Origin of the sequence: Subtercola sp. Z020, from assembly GCF_002931235.1 — a bacterium.
In the GTDB taxonomy this organism is placed as follows: domain Bacteria; phylum Actinomycetota; class Actinomycetes; order Actinomycetales; family Microbacteriaceae; genus Subtercola.
In genome coordinates this window covers 1-9,006 of record NZ_PSTT01000018.1, presented here as the reverse complement: position 1 = coordinate 9,006, position 9,006 = coordinate 1, and the positions used below count along the sequence as shown (strand labels likewise).

Annotated in this window: 11 protein-coding genes; 2 read left to right on the top strand and 9 right to left on the bottom strand. The window is 68.4% G+C overall.

Annotated elements, in window-relative coordinates; genetic code table 11:
* Positions 1 to 46: 46 nt before the first annotated feature.
* The 6 genes from C5B96_RS02665 to C5B96_RS02640 form a co-directional block, all read right to left on the bottom strand.
* The gene (locus C5B96_RS02665) at positions 47 to 541 is read right to left on the bottom strand and encodes a hypothetical protein (protein WP_104242709.1); all 495 of its coding nucleotides are present in this window, start codon (positions 539 to 541) and stop codon (positions 47 to 49) included.
* A 379-nt stretch (positions 542 to 920) separates the two neighbouring features.
* On the bottom strand, positions 921 to 2,540 hold the full coding sequence (groL, locus tag C5B96_RS02660) for a chaperonin GroEL (RefSeq protein WP_104242707.1): 1,620 nt from the start codon (positions 2,538 to 2,540) through the stop codon (positions 921 to 923).
* Positions 2,541 to 2,688: 148 nt separating this feature from the next.
* Positions 2,689 to 2,892, bottom strand: coding sequence for a cold-shock protein (locus C5B96_RS02655; RefSeq protein WP_104242705.1), 204 nt, complete (start codon positions 2,890 to 2,892; stop codon positions 2,689 to 2,691).
* Between the two features lie 166 nt (positions 2,893 to 3,058).
* Entirely contained in the window at positions 3,059 to 3,619 is a 561-nt protein-coding gene (locus tag C5B96_RS02650; protein ID WP_104242703.1) for a LytR C-terminal domain-containing protein, read from the bottom strand.
* Positions 3,620 to 3,638: 19 nt separating this feature from the next.
* Positions 3,639 to 3,941 carry a DUF3263 domain-containing protein gene (locus C5B96_RS02645; RefSeq protein WP_104242701.1) on the bottom strand — a complete coding sequence of 101 codons (303 nt, stop codon included), beginning with the start codon at positions 3,939 to 3,941 and terminating at the stop codon, positions 3,639 to 3,641.
* 59 nt (positions 3,942 to 4,000) lie between these two features.
* Positions 4,001 to 4,471 carry a GNAT family N-acetyltransferase gene (locus C5B96_RS02640; protein WP_233188953.1) on the bottom strand — a complete coding sequence of 157 codons (471 nt, stop codon included), beginning with the start codon at positions 4,469 to 4,471 and terminating at the stop codon, positions 4,001 to 4,003.
* A gap of 103 nt (positions 4,472 to 4,574) precedes the next feature.
* Here C5B96_RS02640 and msrB point away from each other — a divergent pair, with 103 nt between their 5' ends.
* Both msrB and C5B96_RS02630 read left to right on the top strand, forming a co-directional pair.
* A complete protein-coding gene (gene msrB / locus C5B96_RS02635) occupies positions 4,575 to 4,985 on the top strand; it encodes a peptide-methionine (R)-S-oxide reductase MsrB (RefSeq protein ID WP_104242697.1) in 411 nt (136 codons plus the stop codon).
* A gap of 18 nt (positions 4,986 to 5,003) precedes the next feature.
* The gene (locus C5B96_RS02630) at positions 5,004 to 5,525 is read left to right on the top strand and encodes a nitroreductase family protein (protein ID WP_104242711.1); all 522 of its coding nucleotides are present in this window, start codon (positions 5,004 to 5,006) and stop codon (positions 5,523 to 5,525) included.
* Between the two features lie 43 nt (positions 5,526 to 5,568).
* Here C5B96_RS02630 and C5B96_RS02625 read toward each other — a convergent pair whose 3' ends face one another.
* From C5B96_RS02625 to C5B96_RS02615, 3 genes are all read right to left on the bottom strand, one after another.
* On the bottom strand, positions 5,569 to 5,901 hold the full coding sequence (locus C5B96_RS02625) for a hypothetical protein (protein ID WP_104242695.1): 333 nt from the start codon (positions 5,899 to 5,901) through the stop codon (positions 5,569 to 5,571).
* Between the two features lie 111 nt (positions 5,902 to 6,012).
* The gene (locus C5B96_RS02620) at positions 6,013 to 7,134 is read right to left on the bottom strand and encodes an acyl-CoA desaturase (protein ID WP_233188952.1); all 1,122 of its coding nucleotides are present in this window, start codon (positions 7,132 to 7,134) and stop codon (positions 6,013 to 6,015) included.
* A 271-nt stretch (positions 7,135 to 7,405) separates the two neighbouring features.
* On the bottom strand, positions 7,406 to 9,006 hold a 1,601-nt coding region (locus C5B96_RS02615; RefSeq protein ID WP_104242691.1), incomplete at its 5' end, for a reverse transcriptase family protein.

The window sequence follows — 9,006 nt, the reverse complement described above, 5'->3', positions numbered from 1 at the left end:
GGGGGAGGGAGCGGGAGCGGGAGCGGGAGCGGGAGCGGGAGCGGGGTCAGCGGGCAGCGAGCGCGCGGTCGGTGCTCACCGGCTGCGGCTGGGCGGCGCGGAGAACGACGGTAGCCCCGGCCTCCGCGGCCGCCTCTCGGCGCCACGCGACCGCCGCCAGAGCGGCGGCATCCTGCTGCCAACCGTCGTCGACCCCGATCGTGACGACGGGGTCGAAGAGCGCGCCGTTCGCACGGAACGCACGGTGGGCCGAGCGGATCAGTGCCGCGCCCCAGAGTTCAGGATGCGGCTGGGCCTCATCGACGATCAGGCAGCGGAGCTCGACGGGGTGAACGGCGCCAACGGGCCCCCACCAGACGGCACGGGCGAGGGGCGGAGCCGCCGGGTCGTCGTCGACGAACGCCAGCCAGGTCCACTCTCGGCGGAGGCTGCCCGCCGCGATGCCGCGGCCGAACTGCTCGGCGCCGACCCACTCGATGGGGTCGCGGGTTGAGATGCGCAGCAACGACTGGTCGTCGGAGCGCTGGGATACACGGAACACGATGAAACCTTCTTCTGGGGAGTGATGAGCCGGTGTAGCTCTCTCCCGAAGGTGTGACGCGACCTGTGAAGTCAGTTCACAGAGGCGGCGGCCGGGAGAAGAGCCGAGGTGTGGGTTGCGCGGGCGGGGAATGCGGCGCTGACCGTGAATGCTTCGGTACGGCTGTAGCGCAACGCACGAGCATCATCTGCTGGGTTCTTCATCTGGCTCACCTCCTGGTGTTCTTCTATCCGTGCGCAGCTGACCGCTGCGGTTGCCAACATTAGCGAGGCCGCCGTGACGAGCGCAACACCGAATCCGTATATTCCCGAAGAGGCATAGAAAAAGCGGGCCGGCCTCCGAAGAGGCCGACCCGCTGAATCCTGCGGTTCTGGCGGACTTAGAAGTCCATGCCACCCGACGGGTCGCCCACCGGAGCGGGGTTGCGCTCGGGCTTGTCGGCGACGACGACCTCGGTCGTCAGGAACAGACCGGCGATGGATGCGGCGTTCTGCAGGGCAGAGCGCGTCACCTTCACCGGGTCGTTGATGCCGGCGAGGAGCATGTCGACGTACTCGCCGGTCGCGGCGTTGAGGCCGTGACCGGTGGGCAGGTTGCGCACCTTCTCGGCGACGACACCGGGCTCGAGGCCCGCGTTGACGGCTATCTGCTTGAGCGGAGCGTCGATCGCGACCTTCACGATGTTCGCACCGGTCGCCTCGTCTCCGGCCAGCTCGAGCTTCTCGAAGGCGGTCTTGCCGGCCTGGATGAGGGCGACGCCACCACCGGCGACAATGCCCTCTTCGACGGCAGCCTTGGCGTTCCGCACAGCATCTTCGATGCGGTGCTTGCGCTCCTTGAGCTCGACCTCGGTCGCGGCTCCGGCCTTGATGACGGCGACGCCACCAGCGAGCTTCGCGAGACGCTCCTGGAGCTTCTCGCGGTCGTAGTCGCTGTCGGTGTTCTCGATCTCGTTGCGGATCTGCTGCACGCGACCGGCGATCATCTCGCTGTCACCCGCACCCTCGACGATGGTCGTCTCGTCTTTGGTGATGACGACCTTGCGGGCACGGCCCAGCAGGTCGAGCGTCACGTTCTCGAGCTTGAGGCCGACCTCTTCGGAGATGACCTGGCCACCGGTGAGGATGGCGATGTCCTGCAGCTGGGCCTTGCGACGGTCGCCGAAGCCGGGAGCCTTGACGGCGACGGACTTGAAGATGCCGCGGATCTTGTTGACGACGAGGGTGGCGAGAGCTTCGCCGTCGACGTCTTCAGCGATGATGAGCAGCTGCTTGTTGGCCTGGATGACCTTGTCGACGATCGGCAGCAGGTCTTTGATCTGCGAGACCTTCGAGTTGACGATCAGCACGTAGGGGTCTTCGAAGACGGCTTCCTGGCGGTCGGGGTCGGTGACGAAGTACTGCGACAGGTAACCCTTGTCGAAGCGCATGCCCTCGGTGAGCTCCAGAACGGTGCCGAACGTGTTCGACTCCTCGACGGTGACGACACCTTCTTTACCGACCTTGTCGATGGCCTCGGCGATGAGAGCGCCGATCTCCGAGTCGCCGGCCGAGATCGAGGCGGTGGCCGCGATCTCTTCCTTCGTCTCGATCTCCTTGGCGTTGGCCACGAGCTCGGCGATGACGGCTGCAACAGCCTTCTCGATGCCCTTCTTCAGGCTGATCGGGTCGGCGCCGGCCGCGACGTTGCGCAGACCTTCGCGAACCAGGGCCTGGGCCAGAACGGTCGCGGTGGTCGTTCCGTCACCGGCGACGTCATCGGTCTTCTTGGCGACCTCTTTGACCAGCTCTGCGCCGATCTTCTCGTACGGGTCGTCGAGCTCGATCTCCTTGGCGATGGAGACACCGTCGTTCGTGATGGTGGGGGCGCCCCACTTCTTCTCGAGGACGACGTTGCGGCCGCGCGGGCCGAGCGTCACCTTGACGGCGTCAGCCAAAATGTTGAGTCCACGCTCGAGGCCGCGTCTGGCCTCTTCGTCGAAAGCAATAATCTTTGCCATGTGTGTTTCTCGTCCCTCCCGGGCGTCATGAAAGATTCATAAAGGTTTAGCACTCAGACTGCACGAGTGCTAAACCAATACTGGCACTCGGTAGGTGAGAGTGCAAGTGACGCCCGGGAGGAGCGAGGGTGGCGCCGAGGCGCGGGGGCTAGGCCAGCCGCACCGATTCCGCCTGGGGCCCCTTCGAGCCCGTTCCCACCTCGAAGATGACCTGCTGGCCCTCTTCGAGCACTTTGTAGCCGCCCATGTCGATGGCCGAGTAGTGCACGAAGACGTCCTGGCCCCCGCCCTCCACTGTGATGAAGCCGTAGCCCTTTTCAGCGTTGAACCACTTGACGGTTCCGTTCGCCATTTGTTACTCCCATTGCTGTGTTGCTGACCACCATTTCGAGTGAAATGATCCGTTTTCCCAGTAAAACGGTGCGGCCGAAGCAAAGGGCGTCTCGTGACCACAACTCAACAAGGATTAAACATTCCCGAAATATGGGGGCTCCTGCTCAGGATGTCGCGGCCTGCGATCAGGCGGCGGGGTCTTTGTAGTCCGTTCCGAGCACGACGGTGAGGGTGTCGCCCTCGAACTGGGTCGACACCGCGGTCGCCACCCCTCCGAGAGTGGCGGCGAGGCCCTTGGCAGCGCCCTCCTGGCTCGCATCGACGTAGTACACCGTGGTCACCGTGACGTCGCTGGAGCTCGCGTTCGCCTCGACTCCCACCGACCATCCACCGTCCGTCGCCTGGCCGCCCGCTCGGGTGGCGAGACCCTCGATGGTGGTGCCGTTCAGGATGGTCACCGAGAGCGCCGGATCGACCGTGGGCGCGACCGTCGGAGTGGGCGTCTCACTCGGCCCGGGGTCGACCGACGACGCGGCGCCGCCGCCCGCGCTTCCCGTGCCGAGCTGCAGGCCGTTGTTCACCACGAAGAGGCCCAGGACTCCGAGCCCGACGAGCACGCCGGTGGCGAGCGCCGCCCAGGCGAACGTCACCCATCCCCGACCCCGCGGCCGGGGCCCTCTGTGCACGCCGCGACGCGCGAGGTCGTCGGGGAGGTCGTCGAAGGAGTCGAGGTGTTCTGAAGCCATGGGTGGAGGGAGACCGTTCCTATTCGCCGGGCGGGAGGAGACGGGCGGAACGGGCCGCCGTACGGGTGTCTCTCACGCGCTGGAGTCGTCTGATGAGCATCGGGTCGAAGACCAGGGCGGCCGGCGAGTCGAGCAGCGACGCCAGCACCTGGTAGTACCGGGCGGCTGAGAGGCCGAACTCCTCACGGATCGCCTGCTCCTTGGCGCCGGCGTGCTTCCACCAGGTGCGCTCGAACTCGAGAACGCGCCGGTCGCGCTCGCCCAGCCCGTCGGCCGGAGAGGTGCTCGGGCCCGACGGGAGGCGGCGCTTTGCGTCGGCCATCCGTCACCCTCCTCCGCCGGCCCCCTGTGGGCCGCCGATTCGGCTCATTCTAGGGTGCGTCACCTTGGGGCGAGGTGTGCCGCACGGTACATCGACAGGTGCAGGATGCCCGCCTCGCTGAACTCGTCGCCGAACGCTTCGAAGCCGAACTTGGCGTAGAGGCCGGCGATGTATCTCTGCGCATGCAGCAGCAGCGCCTCGTGACCGTACCGGTCGAGCACGGCGGCGATGAGTCGCTGAGCGAGCCCCTCCCCCCGCCGGTCGGCTGCCACCACGACCCGCCCGATCAGCCGGTGGGCGTCGAGGTGCTCGGCGACCTCGTCTTCGATGACCCGCAGGTAGGCGACGACGCGGTCGCCCTCGGCCAGCCAGTAGTGCACGGTCGTGGGTTCGAGATCCCGACCGTCGAGCTCGGACTCGTCGACCTTCTGTTCGACGTAGAACACATCGGTGCGCAGCTTCAGAAAGGCATACAGCTCGGTCGTCGAGAGTTCGCCGAAGGTCTTCTGCATGATGGAATTGTCAGACACCCGCCCGAGTTTACTGTGAGGATGGATGGCGCTCCGGTGCCCGGCGCGCTTCAGGCGCCGCCGCCGCCCGGCGTGAACCCCGCCTGTCAGGAAGAGGAATCCGATGAGCTACGAAGTGAACAAGTCCGACGACGAGTGGCGCCGCACCCTCGGGGCCGAAGAGTACGCCGTGCTCCGCCAGGCTGCGACCGAGCGCCCGTGGACGGGTGAGCTGCTCGACGAGAAGCGCGAAGGCGTCTACACGTGCAAGGCGTGCGGCCAGGAGCTGTTCCGCAGCGACACCAAGTTCGACTCGCACTGCGGCTGGCCGAGCTTCTACGCACCCAAAGACAGCGACGCCGTCGAACTGATCGAAGACCGGAGCCTCGGCATGGTGCGCACCGAGGTGCGCTGCTCCAACTGCGGTTCGCACCTCGGGCACCTCTTCGACGATGCCCCGCAGACGCCCACCGGCGACCGTTTCTGCATGAACTCGGTCTCGCTCTCGTTCGACACCGACAGCTCCGCGTCGTAGGTGTCCGCGCTCGAGAGCATGCTGCACCGACGCTCGCACTCGAAGGTCGGCGCGAACGCTCCCAGCCACACCGAGCTGCTGCGCCTGGTCGAAGCCGCCGGCACTGTCGCCGACCACAGCTCGATGCGCCCGTGGCGGCTCATCGAGCTGCGCGGTGACGCCCGCGACAGGCTGGGCGAAGCCCTGGCAGCGGCCGATGGTAAGGGCGACGTCGCGAAGATGGTCGGCAAGGCCCGGCGGGCTCCGCTGCTCATCGCGATCGTCGGGGTGTACCGGCCGAGCGCGAAGGTGCCGCACTGGGAGCAGGAGGCCGTGGCATCCGGAGTCGCACACGCACTCTCGCTGCTGCTCGACGAAGCCGGCTGGGGCGTCATCTGGCGCACCGGAGCGCAGACCCGCCACGACACGGTCAGAGAGGCGCACGGGCTGGCAGCGAACGAGCAGCTGCTCGGCTGGCTCTACGTCGGCGACGTTCCGCCCGGTGACCGCCAGCCGCGTCGCAAGCTGATCGACCCGGCAGAGCACCTCAGCGCGTTCTGACCTTCAGCGCGCTCTGAGCCTCAGCGCATGCAGAGCAGAGCGGTCAGCCGCGTCGGCGCTCGTGCAGCCCGAGAGGGTTGACCGGGTCGGGACCGAGCCGCCGCGACTGCTCCAGCAGTTCTCGCACATGGAAGCCCATGTAGGCGGAAGCCCGGGCCAGCGTCGTCTCTGAGGAGACCCACACCCGCAGGCCACGCTCGTCGCAGCCGTAGGTGTACACGCCGTAGAGCTGGCGATCGCCCTCGGCGTACCGAAGGATCCACCCGAGGCAGCGACCGTCGTGCGCCATGAACCAGACGTCGTCACTCCAGGGCGTCGGGGAGTAGACGACGTGGGGCTGGGTCTCGTCGATCGTCGGGCCGATGGGGGCGCTCACAACGACAGGTTAATCGTTCCGACTGGCAAAGTCCTGCAGACAGACAGGGCGTTGCCGAATCTTTACATTCCGTTCAGACAGAAGCTGGCCCGCGGGCCGGGCAGGCCCGGATCAGCGGCCGTACGCCGAGGCGGCGGGGCACATGAACTCGTTCTTGGCGGCGGCGAGACCCACCTTGTTCATGTGGTTGACGACCGTTCCGTAGGCCTGGAAGAGCGTGGTCTCGGTGTACAGGATCGTGTGCGTCTCGCAGTACTCGCGGGCGATGGCCTGAGCCTGCTTGAGGGCCGGCCTCGGCATGTTCGGGAAGAGGTGGTGCTCGACCTGGTAGTTCAGGCCGCCCATGAAGAAGTTGATGAACCAGCCGCCCGAGATGTTCCGCGAGGTGAGCACCTGGCGGCGCAGGAAGTCGACCTTGGAGTCGCGCGGCAGCACGGGCATGCCGACGTGGTTCGGCGCGAACGACGAGCCCATGTAGAGGCCGAAGACGGCGAGCTGCACACCGACGAAGGCGAAGGCCATGCCGAGCGGGAGCGCGAGGAAGACGATCGCGAGGTACGCGCCGATGCGGGAGACCAGCATCACGATCTCGAGGGTGCGCTGGTCGACCGTGCCGCGACCGAAGACGGTGCGAAAGCCGTGCAGGTGCAGATTCAGGCCTTCGAAGATGAGGATCGGGAAGAAGATGTAGCCCTGGCGCTTCGTCAGGAAGCGCGAGATGCCCTTCGTCGCCGCGGCGTCGTCTTCGGTGAACGAGACGAAGTCCTTGTCGATGTCGGGGTCTTTGCCGATGATGTTCGGGTTCGCGTGGTGGCGGGAGTGCTTCGTCATCCACCAGCTGTAGCTGATGCCGACGAACAGGTTCGCCAGCGCCCGGCCGACGATGTCGTTCGCCCGGCCCGACTCGAACACCTGGCGGTGCGAGGCCTCATGGGCGAGAAAGGCGAACTGGGTGAGGATGAGGCCGAGCGCGGCGGCCATCAGCAGCTGGAACCAAGAGTCGCCGAGAAGCACGAAGCCGGTGACGACGCCGCCGAGGGCGACGACGAGAAGACCGAACATCAGGCCGTAGAACCCGGTGCGACGACGCAGCAGGCCGGCGTCGCGAACGGTGCGGAGCAGCGCGGAGTACTCGGTCGTCGGGTTCGTGCGGTTGCCACCCGGCTTGGTGCGGGTGAACGACACCGTCGGCTGGGACGACGCGGCGGGGGCTGCGGGTGCTGCTGTGCTCACGGAGAGCCTCATTTCGAGGTTTCGAGTGAGTGGTCACATGCAGGCGACCCGACCACTCGACGGTGATGTGGCGACCGTGGTCCGGGGCAACCTGTTCTGAGAGTACAGACAGCAGCCGGTTCCACCGCATCGGCTTACACAGGAAGGGTGGATGCTCAGCACTTTCCCACTCTCATCGGGCACGCACGGCGGCTGAGCCCCGGCGCAGCGCCCGGTGCAGCCCGGTGCAGCCCCGGTGCAGCCCGGTGCAGCGGCAGCAGCGGTCGCGCTATCACCAGGCGATGCGGTCGAACTCCCTCTGCAGGCGCTCGGCCTTGGCCGGGTTCAGCGACCGCGCCCACGTGAGCCGGCCGAGCAGATGGGCGCGAAAGTCGTCGTGGCCGGCGCGGTTCTCGCTCGCCGGCCCTCGCTCGGCGCAGTTGTGCAGAATCGCCTTCAGCCGGTCGAACTCGGCCCTCGGCAGCGCGGTGTGCTCGTTCACGACGATTCCGGTGACGCGCTGGCTGGTCGCGGCGGGCCGCACCCGGGTCTTCCGTAGGTTCACGGTGTGGTTCTCCTCCTCGACGATGCGGCGCACGGCGACGACGAACGCGTCTGCCCGGCGACGGAGGTCGGTGCCGCCGCTGAAGGTGAGGTCGTCGGCGTAGCGGGTGTAGCGGGCGCCCGCTGCGCCCGCGTAGCCTGCGAGCCTCGAATCGAGGCGGCGCAGGGCGAGGTTCGCGAGTGCGGGCGAGCTGGGGCCGCCCTGCGGCAGATGGGCGGCGGCGAGCGCGCGACGGAGGGCCGCCCGCTCGTCGGGGTCGCCACCGGGCGGCATGGCAGTGATGACGCGCGGCGGCACGCGGTTCGTCGCGATACCGGTGAGGGCGAGGGCGACGCGTTCGCCCGCACCGGCCTGGCGGAGCGCTCCAAAGATGCGGCCGGCGGTCACCGTGGCGAAGAACGTGGTGAGGTCGAGGGTGACGACCACCGCGGCTCCGGTGTGCAACCGGGCCGCCGTGACCGCGCTGCGACCCGGCACGAAGCCGTGCGCGGCGTCGTTCAACGGCAGAAGCGCGAAAACGTCGTGCAGCAGGGTCCGCTGGGCGGAGCGCATGCGGGCCGACGGCACCTCGAGCAGGCGCGGAACGCGACCCGGCCGGGCACGCCACTCGTAGCGGTAGTGGTGCAGCGGCCCGGGGCTGGCCCGGCGGTTCCAGGCGCCGACATCGGCCAGCCAGTCGAGCTCCCCGGGCGTCACGCCGAGCAGCTCCGCGAGGTCGGCGAGGGTGCGGAGCCCGGCCAGCCCCCGCGGCGGCGCGGCCGGGGTGAGTGCCGCGGGGCCTGTGGCAGTCGCTAGCGCCGCCGGGCCTGCGGCAGTCGCGAGCGCCGCAGGGGCGGTGCCGTGGCGTGGGTCGCGCGGGTTCGAAGCGGCGACGAGCGGGATGCCGTCGACCGCCGCCGACGGAGGCGACAGCGCAGGCGACAGCCGGGGCGGTCCGTCGGCCGCGACAGGGTAGCTGACGATGGTGAGGGGGCGCCCGACCTCGGTGGCGTGCTCGAGCGCCGCGGTGAACGAGGCGGTACGCCGGATGACAGCGGCCAGCTCCCGCGGCGACCCCTCGGGCGCCTGTCGGTAGACGGCGAGCAGCTCCCGCACGAGACGCGGCAACCACCGGTGCCGCACACCGAACACCGTGGCCGCGCGGGCGATCATCCGTTCGCCCGCCCACTCCCCCTCGGCGAGCAGGGCCAGGGCGAGAGCGGTCGCGACGGTGTCTGGGGTCGAGACCGGGCGGCGGGCCAGCACGCCCGAGCCCGGAGAGACCGGGGCGGCTCGGGCACTCGAAGGGCTCGGCACGCCGGCTGCGGCGAGCGAGGCGGGCGTTGGGG

Bases quoted from the DNA above. Each gene is read 5' to 3' on its own strand.
- groL (WP_104242707.1), bottom strand. From the start codon at position 2,540: ATGGCAAAGATTATTGCTTTCGACGAAGAGGCCAGACGCGGCCTCGAG.
- C5B96_RS02655 (WP_104242705.1), bottom strand. From the start codon at position 2,892: ATGGCGAACGGAACCGTCAAGTGGTTCAACGCTGAAAAGGGCTACGGC.
- msrB (WP_104242697.1), top strand. From the start codon at position 4,575: ATGAGCTACGAAGTGAACAAGTCCGACGACGAGTGGCGCCGCACCCTC.
- C5B96_RS02645 (WP_104242701.1), bottom strand. From the start codon at position 3,941: ATGGCCGACGCAAAGCGCCGCCTCCCGTCGGGCCCGAGCACCTCTCCG.
- C5B96_RS02630 (WP_104242711.1), top strand. From the start codon at position 5,004: ATGCTGCACCGACGCTCGCACTCGAAGGTCGGCGCGAACGCTCCCAGC.
- C5B96_RS02650 (WP_104242703.1), bottom strand. From the start codon at position 3,619: ATGGCTTCAGAACACCTCGACTCCTTCGACGACCTCCCCGACGACCTC.